Source organism: Halobacterium sp. CBA1126 (genome assembly GCF_009741975.1).
Lineage (GTDB): Archaea > Halobacteriota > Halobacteria > Halobacteriales > Halobacteriaceae > Halobacterium.
Genome location: NZ_WPCF01000034.1, coordinates 1 through 23723, shown reverse-complemented (window position 1 = coordinate 23723; position 23723 = coordinate 1). Strand labels below are relative to the sequence as shown.

Annotated in this window: 27 protein-coding genes and 3 pseudogenes; 16 read left to right on the top strand and 14 right to left on the bottom strand. The window is 71.5% G+C overall.

What is annotated here, in order from left to right; translation table 11 throughout:
• Positions 1 to 510: 510 nt before the first annotated feature.
• Together GJ634_RS06715 and GJ634_RS06710 are read right to left on the bottom strand one after the other, a co-directional pair.
• A complete protein-coding gene (locus GJ634_RS06715; RefSeq protein WP_157501500.1) occupies positions 511 to 936 on the bottom strand; it encodes a universal stress protein in 426 nt (141 codons plus the stop codon).
• Positions 937 to 1002: 66 nt separating this feature from the next.
• Positions 1003 to 2787 carry an ATP-binding protein gene (locus GJ634_RS06710; protein WP_157501498.1) on the bottom strand — a complete coding sequence of 595 codons (1785 nt, stop codon included), beginning with the start codon at positions 2785 to 2787 and terminating at the stop codon, positions 1003 to 1005.
• Between the two features lie 94 nt (positions 2788 to 2881).
• Between GJ634_RS06710 and GJ634_RS06705 the strand changes: the two genes are divergently transcribed.
• Positions 2882 to 3223, top strand: a complete 342-nt coding sequence (locus tag GJ634_RS06705) for a hypothetical protein (RefSeq protein WP_157501495.1) — start codon at positions 2882 to 2884, stop codon at positions 3221 to 3223.
• On the opposite strand, the gene GJ634_RS16010 is transcribed toward GJ634_RS06705, so the two are convergent.
• The gene (locus GJ634_RS16010; protein ID WP_231736973.1) at positions 3220 to 3540 is read right to left on the bottom strand and encodes a hypothetical protein; all 321 of its coding nucleotides are present in this window, start codon (positions 3538 to 3540) and stop codon (positions 3220 to 3222) included. The two genes, GJ634_RS06705 and GJ634_RS16010, sit on opposite strands and share 4 nt — an antisense overlap.
• 206 nt (positions 3541 to 3746) lie before the next feature.
• Here GJ634_RS16010 and GJ634_RS16005 point away from each other — a divergent pair, with 206 nt between their 5' ends.
• Positions 3747 to 4301 (top strand): hypothetical protein, encoded by a 555-nt coding sequence (locus tag GJ634_RS16005; RefSeq protein ID WP_231736972.1) that lies wholly within the window; start codon positions 3747 to 3749, stop codon positions 4299 to 4301.
• A 528-nt stretch (positions 4302 to 4829) separates the two neighbouring features.
• Here GJ634_RS16005 and GJ634_RS06695 read toward each other — a convergent pair.
• Together GJ634_RS06695 and GJ634_RS06690 are read right to left on the bottom strand one after the other, a co-directional pair.
• Positions 4830 to 5585 (bottom strand): ABC transporter ATP-binding protein, encoded by a 756-nt coding sequence (locus tag GJ634_RS06695; RefSeq protein ID WP_157501493.1) that lies wholly within the window; start codon positions 5583 to 5585, stop codon positions 4830 to 4832.
• A 57-nt stretch (positions 5586 to 5642) separates the two neighbouring features.
• On the bottom strand, positions 5643 to 6890 hold the full coding sequence (locus tag GJ634_RS06690; protein ID WP_157501491.1) for a DNA double-strand break repair nuclease NurA: 1248 nt from the start codon (positions 6888 to 6890) through the stop codon (positions 5643 to 5645).
• Positions 6891 to 7040: 150 nt separating this feature from the next.
• Here GJ634_RS06690 and GJ634_RS06685 point away from each other — a divergent pair, with 150 nt between their 5' ends.
• Together GJ634_RS06685 and gpmI are read left to right on the top strand one after the other, a co-directional pair.
• Positions 7041 to 7304, top strand: a complete 264-nt coding sequence (locus GJ634_RS06685) for a hypothetical protein (protein ID WP_157501489.1) — start codon at positions 7041 to 7043, stop codon at positions 7302 to 7304.
• Between the two features lie 50 nt (positions 7305 to 7354).
• Positions 7355 to 8884 carry a 2,3-bisphosphoglycerate-independent phosphoglycerate mutase gene (gene gpmI, locus GJ634_RS06680; RefSeq protein WP_157501487.1) on the top strand — a complete coding sequence of 510 codons (1530 nt, stop codon included), beginning with the start codon at positions 7355 to 7357 and terminating at the stop codon, positions 8882 to 8884.
• 43 nt (positions 8885 to 8927) lie between these two features.
• Here the strand turns inward: gpmI and GJ634_RS15410 are convergent, their stop codons facing one another.
• Positions 8928 to 9101, bottom strand: coding sequence for a hypothetical protein (locus GJ634_RS15410; protein WP_197425432.1), 174 nt, complete (start codon positions 9099 to 9101; stop codon positions 8928 to 8930).
• Between the two features lie 37 nt (positions 9102 to 9138).
• Positions 9139 to 10650: an amidohydrolase gene (locus GJ634_RS06675; protein ID WP_157501484.1), complete on the bottom strand. Its 1512-nt coding sequence runs from the start codon at positions 10648 to 10650 to the stop codon at positions 9139 to 9141.
• A 105-nt stretch (positions 10651 to 10755) separates the two neighbouring features.
• Here GJ634_RS06675 and hmgA point away from each other — a divergent pair.
• Positions 10756 to 11966: pseudogene (gene hmgA, locus GJ634_RS06670) on the top strand (hydroxymethylglutaryl-CoA reductase (NADPH)).
• 68 nt (positions 11967 to 12034) lie between these two features.
• Positions 12035 to 12169 (top strand): hypothetical protein, encoded by a 135-nt coding sequence (locus GJ634_RS16430; RefSeq protein WP_269449522.1) that lies wholly within the window; start codon positions 12035 to 12037, stop codon positions 12167 to 12169.
• Here the strand turns inward: GJ634_RS16430 and GJ634_RS06665 are convergent.
• Together GJ634_RS06665 and GJ634_RS06660 are read right to left on the bottom strand one after the other, a co-directional pair.
• Positions 12166 to 12507, bottom strand: coding sequence for a hypothetical protein (locus tag GJ634_RS06665; RefSeq protein WP_157501481.1), 342 nt, complete (start codon positions 12505 to 12507; stop codon positions 12166 to 12168). The genes GJ634_RS16430 and GJ634_RS06665 overlap by 4 nt on opposite strands.
• Positions 12508 to 12553: 46 nt before the next feature.
• Positions 12554 to 13078 carry a DUF5817 domain-containing protein gene (locus GJ634_RS06660; protein ID WP_157501478.1) on the bottom strand — a complete coding sequence of 175 codons (525 nt, stop codon included), beginning with the start codon at positions 13076 to 13078 and terminating at the stop codon, positions 12554 to 12556.
• Positions 13079 to 13181: 103 nt separating this feature from the next.
• Here GJ634_RS06660 and GJ634_RS06655 point away from each other — a divergent pair, with 103 nt between their 5' ends.
• Both GJ634_RS06655 and GJ634_RS06650 read left to right on the top strand, forming a co-directional pair.
• On the top strand, positions 13182 to 13529 hold the full coding sequence (locus GJ634_RS06655) for a hypothetical protein (RefSeq protein WP_157501475.1): 348 nt from the start codon (positions 13182 to 13184) through the stop codon (positions 13527 to 13529).
• Positions 13530 to 13575: 46 nt separating this feature from the next.
• On the top strand, positions 13576 to 13914 hold the full coding sequence (locus tag GJ634_RS06650) for a cupin domain-containing protein (RefSeq protein WP_157501472.1): 339 nt from the start codon (positions 13576 to 13578) through the stop codon (positions 13912 to 13914).
• Between the two features lies 1 nt (position 13915).
• Here GJ634_RS06650 and GJ634_RS06645 read toward each other — a convergent pair whose 3' ends face one another.
• A complete protein-coding gene (locus GJ634_RS06645; protein ID WP_331714028.1) occupies positions 13916 to 14206 on the bottom strand; it encodes a translation initiation factor in 291 nt (96 codons plus the stop codon).
• A 105-nt stretch (positions 14207 to 14311) separates the two neighbouring features.
• Positions 14312 to 15571 (bottom strand): isocitrate dehydrogenase (NADP(+)), encoded by a 1260-nt coding sequence (icd, locus tag GJ634_RS06640; RefSeq protein WP_157501466.1) that lies wholly within the window; start codon positions 15569 to 15571, stop codon positions 14312 to 14314.
• Between the two features lie 153 nt (positions 15572 to 15724).
• Here icd and GJ634_RS06635 point away from each other — a divergent pair, with 153 nt between their 5' ends.
• Entirely contained in the window at positions 15725 to 16660 is a 936-nt protein-coding gene (locus tag GJ634_RS06635) for an isoaspartyl peptidase/L-asparaginase (protein ID WP_157501463.1), read from the top strand.
• A 110-nt stretch (positions 16661 to 16770) separates the two neighbouring features.
• Positions 16771 to 17661, top strand: coding sequence for a type II methionyl aminopeptidase (gene map / locus GJ634_RS06630; protein ID WP_157501460.1), 891 nt, complete (start codon positions 16771 to 16773; stop codon positions 17659 to 17661).
• On the opposite strand, the gene GJ634_RS06625 is transcribed toward map, so the two are convergent.
• The gene (locus tag GJ634_RS06625) at positions 17658 to 17858 is read right to left on the bottom strand and encodes a hypothetical protein (protein ID WP_157501457.1); all 201 of its coding nucleotides are present in this window, start codon (positions 17856 to 17858) and stop codon (positions 17658 to 17660) included. The genes map and GJ634_RS06625 overlap by 4 nt on opposite strands.
• Positions 17859 to 17977: 119 nt before the next feature.
• Between GJ634_RS06625 and GJ634_RS06620 the strand changes: the two genes are divergently transcribed.
• The 4 genes from GJ634_RS06620 (at position 17978) to GJ634_RS06610 (ending at position 20201) form a co-directional block, all read left to right on the top strand.
• The gene (locus GJ634_RS06620) at positions 17978 to 18520 is read left to right on the top strand and encodes an HIT domain-containing protein (protein WP_157501454.1); all 543 of its coding nucleotides are present in this window, start codon (positions 17978 to 17980) and stop codon (positions 18518 to 18520) included.
• Positions 18521 to 18560: 40 nt separating this feature from the next.
• Positions 18561 to 19454 carry a cation diffusion facilitator family transporter gene (locus GJ634_RS06615; RefSeq protein ID WP_157501452.1) on the top strand — a complete coding sequence of 298 codons (894 nt, stop codon included), beginning with the start codon at positions 18561 to 18563 and terminating at the stop codon, positions 19452 to 19454.
• A 38-nt stretch (positions 19455 to 19492) separates the two neighbouring features.
• Positions 19493 to 19639: a hypothetical protein gene (locus GJ634_RS15405; RefSeq protein ID WP_197425431.1), complete on the top strand. Its 147-nt coding sequence runs from the start codon at positions 19493 to 19495 to the stop codon at positions 19637 to 19639.
• 61 nt (positions 19640 to 19700) lie between these two features.
• Positions 19701 to 20201: a hypothetical protein gene (locus GJ634_RS06610; protein ID WP_157501449.1), complete on the top strand. Its 501-nt coding sequence runs from the start codon at positions 19701 to 19703 to the stop codon at positions 20199 to 20201.
• A gap of 3 nt (positions 20202 to 20204) precedes the next feature.
• Here the strand turns inward: GJ634_RS06610 and GJ634_RS06605 are convergent, their stop codons facing one another.
• Together GJ634_RS06605 and deoC are read right to left on the bottom strand one after the other, a co-directional pair.
• On the bottom strand, positions 20205 to 21458 hold the full coding sequence (locus GJ634_RS06605; protein ID WP_157501446.1) for a tRNA (N(6)-L-threonylcarbamoyladenosine(37)-C(2))-methylthiotransferase: 1254 nt from the start codon (positions 21456 to 21458) through the stop codon (positions 20205 to 20207).
• Between the two features lie 73 nt (positions 21459 to 21531).
• Positions 21532 to 22168, bottom strand: a pseudogene (deoC, locus tag GJ634_RS06600) (deoxyribose-phosphate aldolase).
• 82 nt (positions 22169 to 22250) lie between these two features.
• Between deoC and GJ634_RS06595 the strand changes: the two are divergent.
• Complete coding sequence (locus tag GJ634_RS06595; RefSeq protein ID WP_157501443.1) at positions 22251 to 23195, top strand: ribose 1,5-bisphosphate isomerase; 945 nt, start codon at positions 22251 to 22253, stop codon at positions 23193 to 23195.
• Positions 23196 to 23229: 34 nt separating this feature from the next.
• Positions 23230 to 23723, top strand: a pseudogene (locus tag GJ634_RS06590) (DUF63 domain-containing protein); the annotation flags it as partial.

Below are 23723 nucleotides of genomic sequence, written 5' to 3'. Positions count from 1 at the left end.
GACCTCGAAGCCCAGGACTGCACGCTCGAGGACGCCTACGTCCTCCTCGGCGAACGCGACGTCCTCCTCATCTCGACGCGCCCGACCGCGAAGCCGCCCTCCAGGCTCCATCGCCGCCGAGCGATACGGCATCAACATGCAGACCATGGAGGCCATGGACGTCGAGAAGCTCGGCGACCTCGTCGAGGACCTCTAAAAAACGACCTTTTGCGCTGCGGGCCGCCGTAGGCGGGCCCTCGGCAAAAGCTCGGCCAAAAGCGCGTCGTCCTCCCTACGGTCGTCCTCGCGCCTCCGCTCCCTTCGGTCGCGGAGCGAACCGCTTCGCTCGGGTTCTTCGAACCGCTCGCTCGCGGATGCAATCTCGTCGGCTGCTCGGGGAGCTACTGAACCGCCTGCGTAGGTTCAAGTAGGAGAGCGGGACCAACGCGGGCCGTGACCTGAATCCGGCGCAGGCCGGCCGAGGCGGGAGCGCGGCGCACCGGCCTGCGTATCTCGTGCCGCCTGTCAGCCCTACCTCACTATCGTCACCGGCACCGGCGAGCGCCGCACGACGCTCTCCGCGACGCTGCCGAGGAGGATGCGGGAGACGCCGGAGCGCCCGTGGCTCCCCATCACGATGTGGTTGACGTCGTTCTCGTCCGCGTAGTCGACGATGGCGCGGCTCGGCCGCCCGACCTCGGTGGCCGTGGCGAGCTCGTGGTCGTACTCGTCGGCGGTCTCCTGGGCCTCGTCGAACAGTTCCTCGGCGGCCTCTTTCGCCTGCTCGAACCACTCCTCGGAGTACCCCGGCACCGTCGCCTGCGCGGTGTACCCGGCTTCGATGGGGTCGATGACGTTGATGGCGGTGATGTCGGCGTCCTTGAAGTGTTCGAGCGCGTACTCGAGGGCTTCCCCGGACTGCTCGGAGCCGTCGACGGGGACGAGAATCTTCGTCATGGGTCGGCTGGGATTTGACCAGCGCGGGTAAAAATTCTATGGGCCGCTGCCCACTCGCCGGGACGGTCAGTCGCGGCCGTGCCGCGTCAGGCACGTCGGCAGCCCCTGGATCTCGACTGGCTCGGAGTTGTCCGGCGAGTAGACGACCATCTGGCCTTTCTCCATGTAGGGGACCTTCGACTGCAGCGACGGCGGGATGTTCACGGCGTTGATGGCGTCCTCGTCCCCGAGGTTCAACACGACCGTCGTGTTCACCTGCTTGAACACGGGGTCGGCGACGTCCTGGGGGTCCTGCGTGATGAGGAACAGCCCGAGGCGCTCCTTGCGACCCTGCTTGGCCGCTTCCGTGAACTTCCCGACGACCTTGTTCGCCTGCACGCTGTCGGCGTCCGCGAGGAAGTTGTGCGCCTCGTCCATCCCCACCACGAGCGGCGTCTCCTTGATGGTCTCGTAGCGGGGGTCGTTCGAGAGCTTCTGGTCGACGAGCAGGCTCGACACCGCCAGCACCACCGTCTCGGCCGCCCGCGAGTTGCTGATGTGGTAGGTCGGCACCACCGACAGCCGGCCCGGCCGGACGAACTGGCGGTCCTCCACGAGCTCGGTGATCGAGCGCGCGTCCTGGTCGAACAGCCCCGACGGCATCCCGTGGACGCGCCGCAGCACGGCCTCGTAGGTCGCCTCGTGGACGCGCCCGGACTCGTCGAGTTCCTCCTTCAGCGCGGGGTCGTCGAGGAACGAGCAGAACTCCTCGTACGTGCCGCCCTGCCCGTACTGGTCGAAGAACCGGTCGAGCAGCAGCCGGAGCGCGCCGTACTGGTTGTCGTTGAGGCCGCTGGAGGCGACCAGCCACGGGTTCGAGCGCACCATCGAGAACGGCACGGTGAACTCCACGCGCTCGGCGTCGTGGTGGTCGGCAGCGTACGACGCCGACCCGACCTTCGGCACGAACGCGACGGTGTCGTCGTGGCCGCCGTGGGCCAGCCCCTGCGTCTCCCAGCGGCGCTCGTCGCCGGCGTCCGCGTCGGGGTTGTCGTCGTGCATCTGCGCGTACTCGTCCTGCGGGTCGAACTGGACGACTGCCATCCGGCGCTCGGCGCCGCCCGCGTCCACGGGGTAGCGGCGGTCCTCGTGGAGGTACTGCCGGAGCACGTTCTTCGCGGAGTGGGTCTTCCCGGAGCCCGTGCCGCCCGCGACGAGCGTGTGCCGGAAGACCAGCGGGTCGCCGGCCTCGTAGTCGTCTTTCACGCGGTAGTCGATTGTCGGCGGCTCCGCCGCGGTCCGGACCTTCTCGCCGCCGACGGAGAGGTGGCCGAGGAAGACGCCGTCCTCCGGAATCTTCAGCCCGGTCTTGATCTCGGTGGCGTCGTCGGCCGCCCGCACCACCGTCTCGGGCTTCGGGACGCGGTCGGGCATCCGGCGCTTCAGGTCGCCGTCGTCGGAGTACAGGACCGCCACCGGGTCGAGCTCCGCGAGGAACTTGTAGTCCTGCTCGTCGACGCTCTCCGAGCGCATCGCGCGCCGCGCGTGAATCTCGGTGGCGTCGTCGCTCTGGAACGCCTGCACGTACTCGAGGCCGGTGATCTTGCAGAACAGCTTCTCGCCGCCGGGGTACGGCGCGACGAGGTACGAGCCGAGCCGGACCGACGACCGGTTGCCGGCGGTGACGTAGGCCTTCAGCGCGGTCTCCTGGCCGTCCTCGTGGATGCGCAGCCCCTCCGAGACGGCGAGCGCGCCGAGGCCGTCGTCGCTGCCGGTGTCGTCGAGGTCCGGGCGCTGGAAGTCGTCGGTATCGTCGGCGGCGTCGGCGTCGTCGCCGCCGTCGTGGTCCGCGAAGTCCCCGAGGTCGCTCATGCTCCGGTGGTGGCGGGCCGCGCACTAACCGCTTTCCCTCGCATCGCTGCTGGTGTCAGCGGGCTTATCCCCGTCGCGGCCGTAGCCTCGGGCCATGTTGCTGGTGCGCGGTTCGGCGGCGGGGACGACGTTGACGGGGACGTTGTACGAGCGCGGCGAGGACGCGCCGTCGTTCAAGGGGGCGCCCGACGAGGCGGCGCCGTACGTCTGGGTCTGCGACGAGTTCTACGCCGTCGAGAGCGGCGGGAGCACCCAGCAGGTCGGCGGGCAGGACGTCAACGTCGCCTTCGAGACGCCGATGCCCCGCGGGTTCGACACCCGCGAGCGGGCGCTGGACGCGGCCCGCGAGCACGTCCGCACGCAGTTCGCGCGCATCGGGGTCGACCCCGACGACGTCGACATCGAGGTCGAGCCCGAGCACGAGGCCGAGCGCTAGGCGTCGGTGTAGCCGTCGAACGCGCGCACGGCGACGCGGACGGAGACGGCCGCGAGCACGCCCGCGAGGAGCACGCCGGCGACGAGCGCGCCGACGTGGACGGCGGCCGCGGTGGTGCCGAGCAGGTTCGCGAGCGCGCCCGCCAGCGCAGGGACCTGGACGACAGTGGCGACGCCTGCGGTGAACAGGAACGCGAGCGTGTAGACGCCGAACGCCCACATCGAGGGGACGACGACTTCGCGGCTGCGGCTGATGCTGGTGGCGTCGTACTTCGGGTAGGTCGTGCCGACGCCGGCCGCGAGCGCCGGGGCGACCACCGGGAGGACGGCGGCCGCGGCGACGGTGCACGCGAGCGCGACCGGCGGGAGCGGGCTGAGGACGGCGAGCGCGCCCGCGACGGCGACCGTGAGCGGGACGCCGAAGGCGGCGCCGGCGGCGACGAGCCCGCCGACGAACTCCGGCCGGAGACGCCCGAAATCGCGGTGACCGGGAGTACGGCGCCTCGTCGCCGAGGGGGTTGAGCGTGAACGCGGCGCCGGTCATCCACGCGCCGTACAGGGCGACCGACGGCGGGAGCGAGGACGTGACGCGGCCCGCTTCGACGCTCGCCTGCACGGGCGTCACGAGGAGGAACGCGGGGTACGCGACGAAGACGAGCTTGATGGGGGCGCGGCGGGCGCGCAGCCAGCTCTTCCGCGCGACCCACGCGGGCCGCCGGCCGACGACGCGGTCGAGGCGGCCGCCGGTGACGGAGTCGGTCTCGCGCTCGCCGGCGTCGACGCTCTCGGTGTACCAGCGGCGCTCGGAGAGTCGGACGCTCGCGAGCACGCCGCCCGCGGCGAGGACGACGGAGCCGAGGAGGACGCCGGCGGCCTTCGCGGCGCTCGCCGAGGGGACGACCGCGAGCACGGCGAGGTCGGCGTACCACGAGACCGGCGAGGCTTCCGCGACGCGGAGGATTGGGGCGATTGCTTCGTCGAACCGCCCGGAGACGATGAGCCCGAAGTACGCGAGGAAGGCGGTCGCGCCGATGACCGTCTTGAAGCGCGCGACGAGCGCTGACCGGCTGGCGAGGTAGGCGACGCCGACGCCGACCGGGAAGCCGAGGAGGAACGCGGTCGCGGTGAGCGCGAGCACGGCGAGCGCCGCTAGCGGGAAGGACAGCGGCGAGCCCGCGCCGACCGCGAACGCGGCGGACGCGACCAGCAGGGGGACGACGAAGAAGCCGGCGGCGCGCACGTAGCCCGCGAGCAGCAGGCCGCCCACGACGTCGCGGGCGGGGACCGTGGTGAGGTAGCCGTCGCGGGCGTCGATGTCGCCGAGCTGGACGACGGTCATGTACGCCGCCATGAACAGCGTGAGCGTGGCGAGCCCGGCGGGCACGAGGCCGACGAGCCCCATCGCGTCCCCGGAGCCCGCGGCGAGGCCGCGACCGCCGACGTACGCGCCGAAGGCGGCCGCGGCGGTGAACGCGGCGCCGAACAGGACGACGACGGCGACGGACGCGAGCTGGGCGGTGCTCTTCCCGCGGAGCTTCCGCCACGCGATGCGGAGCTCGTTCGCGGCGATGCGCGCGGCGTGGGCCGGGTTCGGGAACGAGACCATCTCAGACCTCCTCGCCGTCGCCGATGCCGCCAGTGACTTCGAGGAAGACGTCCTCGAGCGTGCGCTCGTCGCCGGCCTCCGCGCGGGACTTGAGGCGTTCGGGGGAGCCCTCCGTGACGAGGCGGCCGTCGTAGAGCACGCCGACGGTGTCCGCGAGCTCGTCGACGACGGGGAGGATGTGCGTCGAGAGGAAGACCGTGGCGTCGCCCTCGGTGAGGTCGGCGATGGTGTCCCGGACGGTGCGGGCGGCCCGCGGGTCCAGCCCCGAAGTCGGTTCGTCGAGGAAGAGCACGTCGGGGTCGTGGAGCATCGCCTGGATGATGCCGACCTTCTGTTTCATCCCCTTCGAGTACGCGGAGATGCGCTTGTCCGCGTCCCCGGACAGGGAGAACCGGTCGAGCAGGTCGTCGATGCGGGCTTCGGCGTCGGCCTCGGGGAGGTCCCGCAGGCCGGCGACGTACCGGAGCTGTTCGCGGCCCGTGAGCTCGGCGTGCAGCGGCGGCTCCTCGGGCAGGTAGCCGATCTTCGAGACGACGGCGTCCCGGTCGGCGATGTCGGCGCCCGCGACCGTGCCGGAGCCGGCGCTGGGCTCCGTGAGCGTCGTGAGCATCCGCATCGTGGTCGTCTTCCCGGCGCCGTTCGGGCCGAGGAAGCCGTAGACTGTGCCCGCGGGGACGGCGAGTTCGAGGCCCTCGACGGCGGTCTCGTCGCCGTACCGCTTCGCGAGGTTGTGGGTCTCGATGGCGCGGTCGGTCATACCGACACTGCCGGCTCGCCGTGCTTAAAGGTGGACGGCGGTTCGCTGGCCGCGCAATCAGGCGTCGGGCCAGCGCTGGTCGTCGTAGTTCTCGTCGCGCCGGCTGTCGAAGGACTGCTCGAGCTTCCGGACGAGCTCCTCCTTCTCGGTGGCGCCGATGCGCGCGAGCTCGTCGGCCTTCCCGACGGGTTTCGGCGGGCCGGCCTCGGCGGCGACCTGACTGGTGACGTAGCGCTCGACGGCGTCCCGGCAGTCCTCGCTGTCGGCGAACGCGCGCGGGAGCTCGACCTTGTGCACGAGGTCCGTGCGGGGGTCGTAGACGACGAAGAACGCGACCTCGTACTCCTCGGCGGGGAGGTCGCGTTCGACGCCGAGCTCGCTCGAGTCCGCGAACACGCCGTCCGCGCCGAGCGTGGACGTGAACCACCCCGTCCACGCGAGTTCGTCCGTGATGCGGCGGTGTTCGTCCCCGTCGAACTCGCGCCGTTCGAGGACTTGCCCGAAGAACGCGGCGTCGCTCGACCACGGGGTCGGGCGGCCGCGGTCGCGGAGCGCGCGCACGAGCGCCTGACTCGCCGGGCTCTTCACGAACCCCGCGAGCGGCACGCCCTTCTCGGCGAAGCGCTCGACGAGGCGGACGTAGTTCTCCAGCACCTCGGCGACGAGCTCGTTCTCCGTGACGAGGTCCGCGAGGCTGGCGTGGCGGTCCGCCCAGTTGACGAGCTGCTTGGGGTAGACGGGGCCGTCCAGGAGAAGGAGGTCGTCGACGTCGTCGGCGTGTTCGAGGGCGTGGTGGCTCTCCGCGAGGTAGAGCGCGAGCCCGTGGACGACCCGCTCCTGGTCGCGGGCGAGCGGCGTGGTGTGGACGATGCGGCCCCGGCTGTACCCCTCGTCCCACGTCTGCCAGTCCGTGTCGGTGCGGACGGTGGCGTCGTTGGAGTGGACGCTCGTGATGACCGTCCGCGAGCGGTGGAGGTCGAGGTCGCTGGGGGTCGCGCTCATCGCGGCCTGCGCGAGGTCCAGCACCAGCCCGTTCTTGAACGTCTTCGGGTTGATGGTGCCGGAGTCGAGGCCGTGCGCGGTGTCGAACGGCGACGGCTGGAGCGCGAGCTCCTCGACGTCCGCGGCCGACCGGCGCAGTTCGGCGAGCGGTTCGAGGACGGGGCCGTCCTCGCCGTACAGCGGGTCGAGGTAGTTCGCCCACGTCTCCTCGGCGACGTCGCGGTGCTCCTCGGCGTCCACCTCGTGGCGGATGCGGCTCGCGAGGTCCGCGATGCCGTCGAAGTGGACGGGGTCGAGGGTCATGGCCGTCACTCGGACGCCGAGGGGCAAATAGCCCGTCGGTCGCCGGCCGGTTTCTTTACGCGGACTGACCGCCGGACGGCGGTGTTTACTCGCGCGCGAGCTAACTTTTGTCAGAATGGTTAAATGGTCGTCCGTCGTAGCCCGCCGTAGATGTCGCGGGACGACTCCACGGTCAACTGGCGACGCACCGACGACGGCGTGGAACTCTACGACGAGACCGACCCCGACGCGTGGATTCGGATGGCCGTCGAGCCCGGCGCACCCGCCGAGGAGCGACCGTACAGCGTCTGCTCGGAGTGCGGGCTCGTCGCCGCACAGCGCACCGTCCCCGGCCGCCACATGGTGTGCGCGGACTGCGGCGCCGAGTTCGACGCCGCCGACGCCGGCGGCGTCCGCGCGCCCGACGGCGACTGACGCGGGCTGCAGGCGACACGTAAATACGGGCGGCCCCCGGACCCCCGAACATGCAGGCCGCGCTGGTGATTCTCGACGGCTGGGGGCTCGCCGACCACGACAGACTGAACGCCGTCGAAGCGGCGGACACGCCGACCTTCGACGAGTACGCGCGCCGCGGCGGCTTCGGCACGCTCACCACGCACGGCCGCGAGGTCGGCCTCCCGCGCGGCCAGATGGGCAACAGCGAGGTCGGCCACCTCACCATCGGCTCCGGCCGCGTCGTCCTCCAGGAGTACACGCGCATCAACGACGCCATCGCTGACGGCGACCTCTGCGAGAACGACGCCATCAGCGACGCCCTCGACCACGTCGAGCGCACCGGCGGACGCGTCCACTTCCTCGGCCTCGTCAGCGACGGCGGCGTCCACTCCGACCACGAGCACCTCCACGCGCTCATCGAGTGCGCCGCTAGCCGCGACCTCCCCGCGACCACGCACGCGTTCACGGACGGCCGCGACACCGCGCCCCACGGCGGCGAGAACTACCTCCAGACCCTCCGGGAGGTCACCGAGGAGTACGACACCGGCGACGTCGCCACCGTGATCGGCCGGTACTACGCGATGGACCGCGACCAGAACTGGGAGCGCACGAAGCGCGCGTACGACGCCATCGTCCGCCGGGACGCCGACCACCACGCCGACACCGCCGTCGACGCCGTCCGGGAGAGCTACGACCGCGGCGACACCGACGAGTTCGTCGAACCCACGACCGTCGAGGGCGGCGCCGCCCTCGAGGAGGGCGACGCCGTCGTCTGCTTCAACTTCCGCGCCGACCGCGCGCGCCAGCTCGTCCGCATGCTCGCGGACGTCCGCCCCGAGGACTGGGAGAGCGAGGGCGTCGCCACGGACCCGCCCGCGGTGCCGGTGGCGACGATGACCGAGTACGACGAGACGTTCGACCTCCCGGTGGCCTTCGAGTCCAAGCGCCCCGCGGACACGCTCGGCGAAGTGCTCGCCGAGCAGTCGCTCACCCAGCTCCGGGTCGCCGAGTCCGAGAAGTACCCCCACGTGACGTACTTCCTGAACGGCGGCCGCGAGGTGGAGTTCGAGGGCGAGCGCCGCGAAATCGTCGAGAGCCCGGACGTCCCCACGTACGACCTCGCGCCCGAGATGAGCGCGGCGGGCGTCACCGACGTCGCCCTCGACGTCCTCGAATCCGACGACCCAGACGTGCTCGTGTTGAACTACGCGAACCCCGACATGGTCGGCCACACCGGCGACTACGAGGCCGCGATCGAGGCCGTCGAGACCGTCGACGGCGAACTCGGGCGCCTCGTCCCCGCGCTCCGCGAGTCGGGCGCGGACGTGCTCGTCACCGCCGACCACGGGAACGCCGACGACATGGGCACCCGCGAGGACCCCCACACCGCGCACACGTTCAACCCCGTGCCGTTCGTCCACCTCCCCGCCGCCGAGCGCGACGAGGGGAGCCGAGACGTCCGCGAGGACGGCGCGCTCCGGGACGTCGCGCCGACGGTCCTCTCGCTGCTCGGCGTCGAGCAGCCCGCGGCGATGACCGGCGACCCGCTGCTGGAGTGACACGGTGCTAGCGGAAGCCCACCCCTTTAGGGGTAGGAGGAAGTCAATACCGGCGGTCGTCGTCGCGCCGCCCGGAGACATCCTCGAGCGCTTCCTCGCGTTTCATCCGGTCGGTGTCCTCGGCCTCCGAGCGCACCAGCGAGTAGAGGACGACGCCCGCGACGAGGGCGAACAGGGCGAAGATGGCGAACAGTCCGAACGTGGTACCGGCGGCCATACCGGGCGCTACGCCGCCCGGCCACGTATTCGTTGGGTCAGTCCGCCCGGTAGACGACCTCGCCGTCGACGATCGTCGCCGCCACGTCGATGTCGCGGATGGATTCGGGCTGTTCCCACGGCGACTCCTCGAGCACCACGAGGTCCGCGAGCGCGTCCTTCTCGATGGTGCCTTGCTCGTCCTCGCGGAAGCCCGCGTACGCGCCGCCCGCGGTGTACGCGCGCAGCGCCTCGGTGACCGACAGCGACTGCGACTCGGCGGGCGCGTTCACGGCGTAGTGGACGCCCAGCAGCGGGTCCAGCGGCATGCAGTCGCTGCCGAACGCCAGCGGCACGCCCGCCTCGCGGTACGCGGGGAAGCGGTTGCTCGCCTCGCGGCGCTCCGTCCCGAGGCGGTCCTCGTAGAGGCCCTCGCCGCCGGCCCACTTCAGGAAGTTCGGCTGCATCGACGCCACCACGCCCAGGTCCGCCATCCGCTCGATGGCGTCGTCGCTCGCGAGTTCGGCGTGCTCGACGCGGTGGCGGCTCGCACCGGCGTCCGCGCACTCCTCGTAGGCGTCGAGCACGGCCTCGATGGCTTCGTCGCCGATGGCGTGCGCGGTCACCTGCAGGCCGGCGTCGTCGGCGCGCGCGACGAACTCGCGGAGCTTCTCGGGGTCGACGACCCACTTGCCGGTCTCGTCGGGGGCGTCGGCGTACGGCTCGGAGAGCTTCGCGGTGTGGCCGCCGAGGCTCCCGTCGGTGTACGTCTTCACGCCGCCGACCTCGACCATCCCGGAGCCGTGGTTCGTGCGGAGGCCGGTCTCTATGAGGGCGTCGAGGTGGTCGCGCCAGTAGTTCAGCCGCACGCGCACCGTCAGGTCGCCCGCGAGGTCCAGCTCGCGGAACGCCCGCGGCGCGTGGGACTGCCGCACCATGTCGTGGACGCACGTCACGCCCCGCTCGTTGGCCTCGCGCTGGGCCGCGCGCAGCAGCTCCTCGGTCTCCTCGGGGCCGGGCTCGGTCGCCGCGTAGACGACCTCCACGGCCTCCTCGACGAGGCGGCCGTCCCCGAGCACGTCGCCGTCGGGCAGCTCGTCGCCGTACTCCGCGAGGACGACGCCGTTCACGGTCGCCGTGTGCATGTCCTCGCGGATGGCGGCGACCGGCCGGTCGTCGCTGACCGCGTCGAGGTCCGACTGGTGGAGGTCGTCGGCGTCCCACGCGGACTCGTCGTAGCCGTACCCCAGCACCCACTCGTCGTCCGTCTCCGCCGCTCGCGCCTGCAGGCGTTCCGTGACCTCTTCGGGGCCGCTGGCGCCGCGGAGGTCCGCGTGGACGCCGTACTGGCCGACGGTCTCCATGTGCGTGTGGGCGTCCACGAACCCCGGGAGGACGACCCGGCCGTCGAGGTCGATTACCTCGGTGCCGGTGCCGACGAGGAACCCCGCGTCGTAGTCGTTGGCGAGCTGGACGACGCGGCCGTCACGGACCGCGAGCGCGTCGTAGGTCTCGTCGCCGAGCGCGTGGACCTCGCCGTCGCGCAACACGAGGTCGGCTGCCGCAGTCATGTCTCGAAGGCGGGCCTCCCCGGGCTTAGACGTTCGGGAAGCGGCCGGCGACCGCGCGCACCGGCAAAGGGCAACCTTCAGGGCGTCCCGCGACGACGCCCCGGTATGACCGACGCCAGCGACCTCGCCGACCGCGTGCAGGCCGGCGACCTCCGGCTCTACGAACTCGAGGACCACGCCGACGCCGACACCGCGGCCGCGGCGCGCCGCGAGCTCCTCGAACGCGAGACCGACGCGAGCCTCGACGCCACGGGCGCGTTCGCGTTCGACGCCGACGAGGTCGACCCGAACGTGGAGAACCTCGCGGGCGGCACCCAGCTCCCGCTCGGCGTCGCCGGACCGCTGGCGGTCTCGGGCGGCAGCGCGGACGACGAGTTCTACCTCCCGCTGGCGACCACGGAGGGCGCGCTCGTCGCCTCCGTCAACCGCGGCTGCTCGGCGATCACCGCCGCGGGCGGCGCGAACGCCCGCGTGACGAAGGTCGGGATGACCCGCGCGCCGGTCTTCCGCGTCGAAGACGTCACCGAGGGCGCCGAGGTCGCCGAGTGGGTCGAGGCCAACGTCGACGCGCTCCGGGAAGCCGCCGAGGGGACGACGAGCCACGGCGAACTCACCGAGGTGACGCCGTACGTCGTCGGCGACAGCGTCTTCCTGCGGTTCGCCTACGACACGAAGGACGCGATGGGAATGAACATGGCCACCATCGCCACCGAGGCCGCCGCCGACGTCGTGGAGTCGGAGACGCCCGCGGAACTCGTCGCGCTCTCGGGGAACCTCTGCTCGGACAAGAAGCCCGCCGCCATCAACGCCGTGGAGGGCCGCGGCCGCACCGTCACCGCGGACGTCACCATCCCCCGCGCGGTCGTCGAGGAGCGCTTCGACACCACCCCCGAAGCCATCGAGGAGGCGAACACCCGGAAGAACCTCATCGGCTCCGCGAAGGCCGGCAGCCTCGGGTTCAACGCGCACGCCGCGAACACCGTCGCCGCCGTCTTCCTCGCGACCGGGCAGGACGCCGCACAGGTCGTCGAGGGGTCGAACGCCATCACCACCGTCGAAGACAGGGGAGACGAACTGTACGCGTCCGTGAACCTCGCGAGCCTCGAAGTCGGGACGGTCGGCGGCGGCACCAAACTCCCGACCCAGCGCGAGGCGCTGGACGTGCTCGGCGTGCGGGGCGGCGGCGACCCCGCCGGCGCGAACGCGACGCGCTCGCGGAAATCATCGCGGCCGGCGCGCTCGCCGGCGAGCTCAGCCTGCTCGCGGCGCTGGCGTCCCGGCACCTCTCCTCGGCGCACGCGGAACTCGGGCGCTGACGCGAGCACTTTCAGTTTCAGTCCGCGGCAGACGCGGAGTTATTTTCCCGGCGCTCGTCGGGGAGAATATGAACGCACACACGGACGACGACCCCGAGGGGCGGTCGCGCGCGGTGAGCGCGCTCCGCGTGCTGAAGCTCCTGCTCACCGTGCTCGTGCTCGCGCTGACGCTCCTTCGCGCGCTCTCCGGGGGGCCGCTCTAGTCGACGGCCAGCCAGACGAGGTACGAGCCCGCCGCGAGCACGACCGCGACCCCGGCGACGGTCGCGGCCTCGCTCTCGAACAGTTCGCCGACCAGCAGCAGCAGCCACCCGACCACCGCGAGCACGTGGCCGACGCCGTGCTGGTGGTCGCCGGCGAGCACCCGCAGGATGGCGGCGAGCGCGAACCCGGCCGCGAACACGGCCGCGAGCGCCGCCAGCGTCGACATCCCGGGCACCGGCCACGACGGGTCGGTGCTCGCGACCACGACCACGACCGCTGCGCTCACGAGCGTCACACCCACGACGACCTGCCAGAGTCGCGCCAGCCGTCCGTCCATCGTCCGGACGTGGCACACCCACCGGCAAGAACGTGTGGGTCGACGGCTACAACAACCGGTAGCCGTCGCCCGCCTCGGTGACCTCGCCCGCGCGCCGGAGTTTCTCGAGCGCGCGCTCCACGTAGTCCCCGCCGACGCCGTGCTCGGCCGCGAACGCCTTCACCTCCGCCTCCGTGGGCTCGTCGAGTTCGCGCAGCGCGGTCCGCACGGCCTCGCGCTTCCCGAGGCTGCGCTGGGACTGCTCGACGCGCTCCTCGACGCCCGCCACCTCGTCGGTGTCGACGCCCGCCGAGTCGAGGAACTCCTCGTCGCTCATCCCCGCGTCTTCGGCGAAGTCCCCGAGCGTCGTGAAGTCCTCCAGTTCCGCGAACGCGTCGCCGTGGCCCGCGCGGTTCGCGAGCATCGACGCCCGCACCTCGCGGGCGTGGTCCTCGTCGTCGGTCTGCACGAACTTCCGGAGCTTCGAGAACCGGTGGCGTTTCTCGCAGCGCGGACACCCCGAGGTGTCGGGCCGCCCCTCCACGACCCACAGCGCGCCGCAGTCCGAGCAGCCGACGACCGCGTACGTCATCACCACCGAATCGGGCGCCCCCGGTGATAAACGTCCCGTCACCGCGTGGCGGTCGGTGCGAACGTGGACAACGTTGATGGCGCGCCGCGCCCTCTCCGCCGACGTGACCGACTCCGCGGACCACCGCGGCGACCGCTGGTGGGTGCCGATTGCCGTCCTCGCCGCGACCCTCCCCGTCGCCGTCGTGTTCAGCGCCGTCCTCCCGCCCGACGTGTTCGCGATGCTCCCGGTGGCCGCCGTCGTCCTCGTCGGACTGGCACTCGCGCTCTGCTCGCCGGCGTTCGTCTACTTCGACCGGCAGTACCTCGCCGCCGAAGCCGCGTGGACGCCCTCCGCGCTGTACTACCTGATGGTCGTGCCCGCCGTCGCGCCGTTCCTCGCACTCGCGTACGTCTACCGGCGCCACCAGCGCGTCGGCGTGCCCGCGAACCCGCTCGCGGACGAGCGCTGACCGGCCGCGCGCTGGACTTTTGTCGGCGCCCGCCGTCCGGTCGCCCATGGAGACTGACTCCCTCGCGGCCCTCGACCCCGTAGAAGCAGTCGACGGCGTCTACCTCGCGGAACTCGCCGTCGGCGAGCAGATGAGCGTCCAGCACTTCACCATCGAACCCGGCGCGGACGTCCCGGAACACGACCACCACCACGAGCAGGCCGGCTTCGTCTACGAGGGCGAACTCACGTTCCTCGTGGACGGCGAGGAGTTCACCGTCGGCGCCGGCGACGGCTACACCATCCCGGGCGGCGAGCCCCACGCCGCGCTCAACGAGGGCGACGTGCCCGTCCGCGGTATCGACGTCTTCTCGCCGCCCCGCGAGAACCCAGACTGGCAGGACTGACCTACCGCTGGACCGCGAACCCCTCCTCTTCGAGGACGTCCTTCACGCGGTCCTCGTGGTCGCCCTGCACCTCGACGCTGGTCTCCTTGGCGGTGCCGCCCGCGCCGAGGCGCTTCTTCAGCGTCGTCGCCACGTCCCCGACGTCGGTGACGTCCGGGTCGAACCCCTCGACGACCGTCACGGGCTTGTCGTACGTGCGGCGCTCGACGCGCACGGAGAGCTCCTGCTCGGCGCGCGCGATGTCTTCCACTCCCGGTACGTCGACGCCGCCGAAGTCGTCGTCCTCTGGCACGCGTCGACGTACGGTACCGAGACGCATAGGCGTTGTCGCCGACGCGCCGCTGGCCGAACGCGCGTCGAAAGAAGAACCGGGTGGTAGAACTCTCGAACGGACCGTTTAGGCGAGGTCGTGGATGCGCTCGACGACCTCCTCGGCGTACTCCGAGGTCGAGAGCTTCACGCCGCCCTCGACCTGCCGCTCGAGGTCGTAGGTGACGCGGTGCTCGCTGATCTGGTTCTCGACGGCCTCGTGGACGAGGTCGGCGGCGTCGTCCCAGCCGATGGACTCCAGCATGAGCTTGCCGGAGAGGATCAGCGCGGTCGGGTTCGCCTTGTCCTTGCCGGCGTGCTTCGGCGCGGAGCCGTGGACGGGCTCGGCGAGCACGCGGCCGTCGCCGAAGTTCGCGCCGGGCGCGATGCCGAGGCCGCCGATCTGGGCGCCCGCGGCGTCGCTGAGGTAGTCGCCGTTGAGGTTCGGCATCGCGAGCACGTCGTAGTTCGACGTGCGCGTCAGGAGCTGCTGGAGCATGTTGTCCGCGATGCGGTCCTTGACGACGACCTTGTCCTCGGGGGCTTCGCCGTCGTACTCCTCCCAGAGGGTGTCCTCGTCGATGGTCTGCTCGGGGAAGTCCTCCTCGGCGACCTCGTAGCCCCAGTCCCGGAACGCGCCCTCCGTGAACTTCATGATGTTGCCCTTGTGGACGAGGGTCACGGAGTCGCGGTCGTTCTCGATGGCGTACTCGATGGCGCGGCGGACCAGGCGCTTCGTGCCGAACTCGGTGATGGGTTTGACGCCGATACCGACGTCGCCGTCGTGGATCGTGGAGTCGAAGCCCATCTCGTCCTCGACGAAGTCGCGTACCTCCTCGACCTCGTCGGTGCCGGCCTCCCACTCGATGCCGGCGTAGACGTCCTCGGTGTTCTCCCGGAAGTTCACCATGTCCATCTCCTCGGGGTTCTTCACGGGCGAGGGGACGCCGTCGAGGTAGTACGTCGGTCGGACGTTCGCGTAGAGGTCGAGCTTCTTGCGGAGCGCGACGTTGAGGCTGCGGAAGCCGGCGCCGACGGGCGTCGTCAGCGGACCCTTGATGGCGACGCGGTGCTCGCGGATGGTCTCGACGGTCTCCTCGGGGAGGTTCTCGTCGTACTCCTCGCGGGCGGACCCGCCGGCGAGGACGCGGGCCCACTCGATGTTGCGTCCGGTCGCCTCGGCGGCGGCGTCGAGTACCTTCTGGGCCGCGGGCGCGACGTCCTTCCCGATTCCGTCCCCGAAGATGATGGGGATGATGGGGTTGTCGGGGACCTCGAGTTCGTCTGCTTCCTCGTCGTAGGTAATCTTCTCCCCGCTCTCGGGGACGTCGACGTTCTCGTAGCTCATAGTCGTATGAAGGTCACCCGATGCGCCTAAAAGGACTGCTGTTTCGCGCGGGCACGTCAACACGTCACGTAGAACTGCCCGTGGAGCCGCGAACGCGGCGAGATTGCGGCGGAACCCCCACACACTAAGCGGCCGGCTCCGCCAACACGTCGTATGCAGGTCATCGTACACGGCGGCGCCGGCGCGGCGTCCGACGAACCGGAGCCGCGGCAGGCGACCCTCGACGAGGCGGCGGACGCGGGCGCGAGCGAGGACGACCCCGTGGACGCCGTGGAGGCCGCGGTTCGCGTCCTCGAAGCGGACCCGCGGTTCAACGCCGGGACGGGCGGCGCGGTCCAGTCCGACGGCGTGATTCGCACGGACGCCGGCGTGATGACGAGCGGGCGGAACGTCAGTTCCGCGGGACGGGAGAGCGGCGGAGCCGCGAGCGACAGGGAAGCGGGCGCGGCGGCGTCGATGCCCGGCGTCGAAGCCGCCGTCTCGGTCGCGCGCGCCGTGATGGAGGAGACGCCGCACGTCCTCCTGAACGGCGTCCACGCAGTCGACTTCGCCGCCGACGTCGGTATCGACGTCGAGTGCGACCTCTGGAGCGAGGACACCCGCGAGCGCTGGAACGACCTCGACGACCACCCCGAGGGCGGCCCGCTCGAGCACCTGGAGTGGATTCGGGACAAGTTCGGGCAGGCGGATTCAGAAGGGCGCGACCAGAAGGACCACGACACCGTCGGCGCGGTCGCGTGCGACGGAGAGCAACTGGCTGCGGCGACGTCGACGGGCGGCCGCTGGCTCGCGCTCGCGGGCCGCGTCGGCGACGTCCCCCAGATCGGCTCGGGGTTCTACGCCGCGCCCGCGGGCGCCGCCTCCGCGACCGGCGCGGGCGAGGACATCGCGAAGACGACGCTGACCCGGCGTGCGGTTCGCCACCTCGAAGACGGGCTGGACGCGCAGGCCGCCGCGGACCGCGCAATCGCGGAGTTCGGCGAACTCACCGGGTCGTCGGCGGGCGTCATCGTGCTCGACGGCGACGGCGGGTTCGGGGAGGCGTTCGACGCGGAGGAGATGCAGACCGCGAGGGCTCGAACGGAGTGAGAGCCCTCGTTATTGCGAACGAAGTGAGCCGCGAGCGCCGCGAGAGACCACACGCCGCCGCCGACGGGAATCCCACAACCTCTTTCCCGCGTTCGGGCGAACGTTCGGGCATGGCAGACAGCGTGGAAGTCGGCTCGGAGGCGTACGAGAAGTACGTGGAGGCCGGCGAGATTCTCACCGACGTGATGGAGGCGGCCGCCGACCGAATCGAGGTCGGGGTCACGCAACTGGAGGTCGCGGAGTTCGCGGAGGAGCGCATCCGCGAGCTCGGCGGGGAGCCGGCGTTCCCGGTGAACATCAGCGTGGACGAGGAGGCGAGCCACGCGGCGCCGGGCGCCGACGACGAGACGGAGTTCGGCGAGGAGATGGTGTGTCTGGACGTGGGCGTCCACGTCGACGGCCACATCGCGGACGCGGCGACGACCGTCGACCTCTCCGGGAACCCGGAGCTCGTGGAGGCCGCGGAGGAGGCGCTCGACGCCGCCGTGGACGCCGTGGAGCCGGGCGTCCACACGGGCGAGATCGGCGCGGAGATTCAGGACGTCATCGAGGCGTACGGCTACAACCCCGTGGTGAATTTGACGGGCCACGGCGTGGACGTCTACGACGCGCACACGGGGCCGAACGTGCCGAACCGCGCGGTGGACTCGGGCACGGAGCTGCAGGTCGGGGACGTGCTCGCCATCGAGCCGTTCGCGACCGACGGGACGGGGAAGGTCTCGGAGGGGTCCGCGACCGAAATCTACGAGGTCGTCGGCGAGGGCAGCGTCCGGGACCGCCGCGCGCGCCAGCTGCTCGACGACCTCGAGCGGTTCGACGGGCTGCCGTTCGCGGCGCGGTGGCTGGACGCGCCGCGCGCGGAGATGAGCCTCCGGCGGCTCGAGATGGCGGACGTCGTGCGGTCGTATCCGGTGCTGAAAGAACAGGAGGGCGCGCTCGTGAGTCAGGACGAGCACACGCTCGTCGTCACCGAGGACGGCTGCACGGTGACGACGAACTAGGCGTCGTTCATCCGCTCGACGCGCACGGCGCCGCACTCGCGGCAGGTGGCGACGCGGTAGGGCTCCCGGGAGAACGCCGCGTTCTCGCCGCCGGCGCTCTCGGTGCGGAGCTCGATGGCGACCGCGTGCGGGGTCTCGGTCCCGCAGGTCGGGCATGGCTCGGTCATGGCGTCCGCCTGTGGCGGCTGGCTGGCCATCGGTTCCCCTCCGCGCGAGACTACTCGGTCCGCCAACAAATAAGCGGCCAAAGCGGTGAATGTGAACGCTCGACGCGCGGCACCGAAAAGCACCTGACGCGGGCCGCCGACTCCCGACCATGGAGCAGGTGTTCGCGCCGTGGCGCATCGAGTGGGTGGAACGCGAGGACAAGAACGAGGACGTCGACTGCGTGTTCTGCGAGTACCCCGAGCGCGGCGACGACCGCGAGCACCTCGTCGTCGCGCGCGCCGAGCACGCGTTCGTGATGCTGAACAACTACCCGTACAGCCCCGGGCACTGCATGGTCGTCCCGCACGCCCACACCGGCGACTACACGGCCCTCGACGACGAGACGCTGCTCGACCACGCGCGCCTCAAGCAGGCGACCTTCGACGCGCTCGAGGCCGCCTTCGACCCGAACGGCTTCAACGCCGGCCTCAACCTCGGCGGGGACGCCGCCGGCGGCAGCATCGACGACCACCTCCACACGCACGTCGTGCCGCGCTGGCGCGGCGACACCAACTTCATGCCCGTCATCGGGGACACCAAGGTCATCGTGGAGGCGCTCGAGGAGTCCTACGACCGCCTCCACGAGGCGTTCGCCGCCCACGACGCCGCCGAACCCACGGACAGCGGCGCGCCCAGACTCGATTTCGACTGAATCGAAACACCGAACCACCCGGGCGGGGTAGGAAGGGACGATGGACCGGCGCTCGACGGTCCGGCGGGTCGGCGGCGTCGTCTTCGCCGCGAACCTCGCCCTCGTCGCCGCGAAAGCCGCCGTCTGGTGGACGACCGGGAGCATCGCGGTCGGCTCCGAGGCGGTCAACAGCCTCGCGGACGTGGCGTACTCGCTGGTCGTGCTCGGCGGCCTCTACCTCACCACGCAGCCGCCGGACTTCGAACACCCCCACGGTCACGAGCGAATCGAGCCGTTCGTCTCGCTGTTCGTCGCCGTGGGCGTCCTCGCCGCGGGCGGCGCCGTCATCTGGTCGGCGTCCACGTCCCTGCTGGCCGGCTCGTACGGCCGCAGCGCGGGGCTCGCGGGCGTCGCCGTCCTCGCCGGCACCGCGGTCGGGAAGTACGCCCTCTACCGGTACTGTCTGGACGTCGCGGAGACCCACCGCTCGCCCGCGATTCGCGCGACCGCGCTCGACAACCGCAACGACATCCTCACCGCGGGCGCGGCGCTCGCCGGCGTCCTCGGCTCCGCCGCCGGCTACCCGATTCTGGACCCCGTGGCGGCGGTCGTGGTCGCCGTCGGCATCCTCTACACGGGCTACGAGATCGTCCGCGACAACGTCAACTACCTCGTCGGCGCCGCGCCCCCGGAGAACCTCCGCGAGGAGATCCTGGAGCGCGCGCTCGCCCACCCCAAGGTGGAGGGCGCCCACGACGTCGTCGCCCACTACGTCGGCCCCGAGGTCGACGTCAGCCTCCACGTCGAAGTCGAGGGCGAGATGACCCTCTACGAGGCCCACGACATCGAGACCGAGATCATCGAGTCCGTCCGCGAGATCCCCGAGGTGGACGACGTCTTCGTCCACGTCGACCCGAAGGAACTCGGCGAGTGGAAGCCCGACGGCCCCGCCTAGCGGGAACTTCTTTGGGGACTGCGAGCGAACCCCCGCCCATGAGCGAGGCGCGCCAGCTCCGGTGTCTCGAGTGTGGTCGCACCGCCCCGCCGAACGGCGACTGGACCTCCGGGACGCACCCGACGCTCGGGTCGCTGACGAAGTGCCCGGACTGCGGCAGCACGAACGTCCAGACGAAGCGGTAGCGCTCGCAGCCGGCGCGAGCCCGCCCGTACGGTGAAGTGGCGTCGCCGCGACGGGTTGCGCATGCCCGGCGAACCGTGGCCGGTCCTCGGCAGCACCGCCGCGACGGTCGCAGTCGCAGCCGCCGCCGGCGTCGTCGCCGCGCTCGCGACCGTCCGGGCCGCCGACCGGCCGCCCCGGCGCGCCGCCGTTCTCGTCGGCGTTCCCGTCGCCGCCGCGTCGCTCCTGCTGTGGTGGGCCGTCAACTACTGGACCGCGTACCCGTTCCCCGACTACGGCGGCCTGCACGTCCTCGGCGGCTGGCTCGCGCTCGCGTTCGGCCTCCTCCTCGCACAGATCGGGCTCGCCGCGTACGCGTTCGCGCGCTGGCGGCTCGTGGCCGGCCCCGTCGCGGCGTTCGCCGTCGTCGCCCTGACGTGGTTCAGTTTCCTCCGAGTCGGCGGCGAGACCGACGTCCTCTGGGTGTGGGCGCTCGTCTACGGCCCGGTGCTGTTGGCGGCGACGGCGCTCACGGTGGGCATCGAGTACGGCGCGCGTCGGGCAGCAGGAGACGTCGCCGCGTGAGAATCAGACGGGCTCGCCGAACGCGTAGACGGTCTGGTGGCCGGTGACCTCGACCGTCGCGAAGTCGCCGGGCTCGAGGCCGTGCTCGCCGGCGTTCTGCACGATGATCTGGCGGTAGCTGTCGTCGTAGCACTTCACGGAGTCGCCGGTGCCCTGCTCGGTGACGAGCACGTCGCGCTTCGTGCCGACCATCTCCTCGTGGGCCTCGGCGACGATGTCCATCTTGAGGTCGGTCATCGCCTTCGAGCGGTCCTTCTTCGTCTGGCCGCCCAGCCCCTTCATGTCGGCGGCGTCCGTGCCCGGGCGCTTCGAGAACCGCGTGACGTTGATCTTCTCCGGGCGGGTTTCCCGCAGGAGCGCCATCGACTGCTCGTGGTCGTGGTCGGTCTCCGTGGGGAAGCCGACGATGAAGTCCGTCGACAGCGTCCACTCCCCGAGGTAGTCGTCGAACGTCTCCACGATGTCGACGTACTGGTCGACCTCGTGCTGGCGGCGCATGTCTTCGAGCACGTCGTCGCTGCCGGACTGCACGGGCGCGTGCAGGAAGTTGTAGATCTCGTCGTGCTCGGCGAACACTTCCGCGAGCTCCTCGCGGATGCCGTGGACGCCGCCCGGGTTCGCCATCCCCACGCGGACCCGGAAGTCGCCCTCGATCTCGGTGGCGATGCGCTCCAGCAGCTCCGGGAGCTTCCGCTCGCCCGTGTCCCAGCCGTAGACGCCCGTGTCCTGTCCCGTGATCCGGATCTCCTTCGCGCCGGCGTGGACGAGCGCGCGGGCCTTCTCGACGTTCTCCTCGACGGGCGGGGAGTCCACGCGCCCGGTCGCCTGCTTCGTGATGCAGTACGAGCAGTTGCTCATGCAGCCCCGCGCGATGGGGAGGATGCCGATGACGCCGTCCAAGATGGGTTCGGCGTCCGGCGTCGTCGTCGGGCACTCCCCGTTCGTCACGGCCTCGGGCACGTCGTCCCAGTGGAGGACCTGCGCGTCCACGTCGGCCTCGGCGAACTCCTCGCCCTGCGCGAGCGCCATGCAGCCCGTGACGATGAGGTCCGCCGTCTCGTCCTCGAGTTCCTCGGCCCGCCGGAGCATGTTCCGCTCCGTCTTCTCCACGACCGTACAGGTGTTGAGGATGGCGACGTCCGCCTCGTCGGCCCCCTCGACCTTGTGGTGGCCGGCGTCGCGGAGGCGCCGCTCGATTTCGCGGCTCTCGCCGCGGTTCGAGGTACACCCGTACGTCTCGATGTGGTACTGGGCCATGCGTCGACCGAATCGTTGGCCGTCCGCGGGCAAAAGCACGACGATAGCCGGCGACGCTCTCGGCGAGCCCTGCCTACTCGTCGAACGTCTCCACGATGTTCACGCCGGAACTCGCGCCGATGCGCTCGCGCCCGCGTCGAACATCGCCTGCGCCGCCTCGTAGTCGCCGACGCCGCCGCTGGCCTTCACCGGAAGGTACTCGCTCATCAGTTCGACGTCCGGGACCGTCGCGCCGCCGTCCGAGAAGCCGGTCGCCGTCTTCACCATGTCCGCGCCCGCCGCCTCGGCCGCCCTGCAGGCTCGTGCTTCTCCTCGTCGTCGAGCAGCGGCGTCTCGATGATGACCTTCACGGGGAGGGGCGTGGCGTCGACGACCGCTTCGAGGTCCTCGCGCACGGCGTCCAGTTCGCCGGCCTTCAGGCGGCCGACGTTCGCCACCACGTCCAGTTCGTCTGCGCCGTCCTCGCGGGCGAGTTCGGCCTCCGCCGCTTTCGCTCCGGTGGCGTGCTGGCCGTGCGGGAACCCGACGACGGTGGCGACCGTGAGGTCCTCGGGCGCGTAGCTCCGCGCGTCGGCGACGTAACACGGCGGGATGCAGACGTTCAGTCCGTACTCGTCGGCCTCCTCGACGACGCGCTCGACGTCCGCGGGCGTCGTCTCCGGGCCGAGCACGGTGTGGTCGATGCGCGCGGCGAGCTCCTCGCGGTTCATACGCGAGTGGACGCGGCGCCGCGTGAAAAGTCGGTGGGTCGGGGACGCCAACTCCTTTTACCCGCGGCCCGAACCGGGTGGCATGCTCGCACCGGAGGTCGAGACCACCGCCGACGACATCGCGGAGATGGAAGTCCGGGGCGCCGCGACCATCGCGCGCGCCGCCGCCGACGCGCTCGAAGCGCAGGCCCGCGCCAGCGACGCCGCCACGCCCGCGGGCTTCCGGGAGGAGCTCCGCGCTGCCGCGCGGCGCCTGCGGGACACCCGCCCGACCGCGGTCAGCCTCCCGAACGCGCTCCGGTTCGTCCTCAACGAGGTCGACGGCGACTCGGTCGCTGACCTCCGCGCGGCCACCGTCGACGCGGCCGAGCGCTTCCGCGACCAGCTGGACCGCGCGCAGGACGACCTCGGCGCCATCGGCGCGAACCGCCTCCGGGACGGCGACACCATCATGACGCACTGCCACTCCACGGACGCGCTGGCGTGCGTCGAGGCCGCCCTCGACGACGGCAAGGACGTCGAGGCCATCGTCAAGGAGACGCGGCCCCGCAAGCAGGGTCACATCACCGCGAAACAGCTCCGCGAGTGGGACGTCCCCGTGACGATGGTGGTGGACAACGCCGCGCGGCGCTACCTCGACGACGTCGACCACGTGCTCGTCGGCGCGGACTCCATCGCCGCCGACGGCTCTGTCGTGAACAAGATCGGAACCAGCATGCTCGCCGTCTCCGCCCGCGAGCGCGGCGTCCCCGTGATGGTCGCCGCGCAGACGCTGAAGCTCCACCCGGACACCCTGACGGGCCACACGGTCGAAATCGAGATGCGCGACGAGGCCGAAGTCCTCAGCGACGAGGAACGCGCGGAGGTGGGCGACGTGGACGTGGAGAACCCCGCGTTCGACGTGACGCCGCCCCGCTACGTCGACGCCATCGTCACCGAGCGCGGGCAGTTCCCGCCGGAGAGCGTCGTCACGCTGATGCGGGAGCTGTACGGCGAGGGCACCAGCGAGCCGTGGGCTGAGGAATAGCAAGGTTTTCACGCGGCGCGGCCGCCCTCCCGGTATGGTCCTGCCCTCGGGGTTCGCGCTCCCGCCGCTCCCCTACCTCGCGGTCGTCGCCGCGGCCGTGCTCGCGGTCGGCTGGCTGCTCGCCCGCGAGGCGCCGCCGGTCACCGACCGCACGGTGCTGGCGTTCGCCCCGTGGATGGTGCTCGGGTCGACGCTGTACGTCTGCTTCCAGCTCCGCCTCTACCCCGACGCAGTCGCCCCGTTCTTCGGCTCGCCGACCGTCTACGCGTCGACGTTCGCCGCCGCGGGCGCGACGTGGCTCGCCGCCCGGCGTAGCGCCCGCCCGCTGCTCGCGCTCGCGGCCGTCGGCGCCGCCGGCGCGCTCGTCCCCACCGCGGCCGCAATCAGTTTCGGCCTCGCGAACGACACGCTGACGCTCGCGTGGCCGCTCGCCGCCGTCGTCGCCGCCGCGGTCATCGGCCACGTCGCGTGGTGGAGCGTCGAACGAGTACGCCCCGACGACGTCGCCGCCGTCGGCGCCGCCGGCGC